The organism is Arthrobacter sp. GQ119 (genome assembly GCF_059759125.1).
This window is the reverse complement of record NZ_JCAXEA010000067.1, coordinates 1-739: the sequence shown is the minus strand read 5'-3', so window position 1 is coordinate 739 and position 739 is coordinate 1. Positions and strand designations below refer to the sequence as shown.

Genomic DNA, 739 nt, shown 5'->3' with positions numbered 1-739 from the left:
CCTGCTCATCGGCGGCCTCGGCTTCGACAGCTCCAGCCCCGCAGCCACCCCACCCACCGGCTGGACCGAACGCTGGGAAACCACCGGCGGGCAGGTCAACGAGCAGGCAGACAGGACCCAGGCCACCGCCGGCACCACCGGCACCGCCACCTGGACCCTCAGCAGCGCCAAAGCCGTCGCCGCCTGGCGCACCGCCCTCAAACCGGGCGGGACAGTGCCGCCGCCCGGGGACACCGCGCCGGTCGCATCGTTCACCGCCACGCCGACCTCGGGCACGGTCCCGCTGACGGTGAACTTCACCGACACCTCCACCGGCTCGCCGACGTCCTGGGCCTGGGAGTTCGGTGACGGCGCCACGTCAACCTCGCAGAACCCGTCCCACACCTACCTCACGGCGGGGAGCTACACGGCGAAGCTGACCGCCACCAACGCCGCCGGCTCGAATTCCACCACAACGACGATCACCGTCAACCCCGATGGCGGCACCTCACCGGAGATCGCCGTGCGCAGCTTCAGGACCGCGTCCACCGAAACGGCCACCACCACCGTCTCCCTGCCCGCACCCACCGGCCGGGCCGCCGGTGACGTCCTGGTGGCGTCCTTCACCGCCGACAAGAACCCCACGGTGGCTGTCCCGTCCGGCTGGACCGCAATCACCAGCGGGCTCTCGATCGGCAGCGGCGCCCGCGTCTTCGCCTACTACCGGGTCGTTGGCTCCTCTGACCCGACGAGCTACACC

General features: G+C 71.3%; 1 protein-coding gene. It reads left to right on the top strand.

The window, feature by feature from the left end; all coding sequences use genetic code 11:
- On the top strand, positions 1 to 739 hold a 739-nt coding region (locus tag AC6CH3_RS23365; RefSeq protein ID WP_498134700.1), incomplete at both ends, for a PKD domain-containing protein.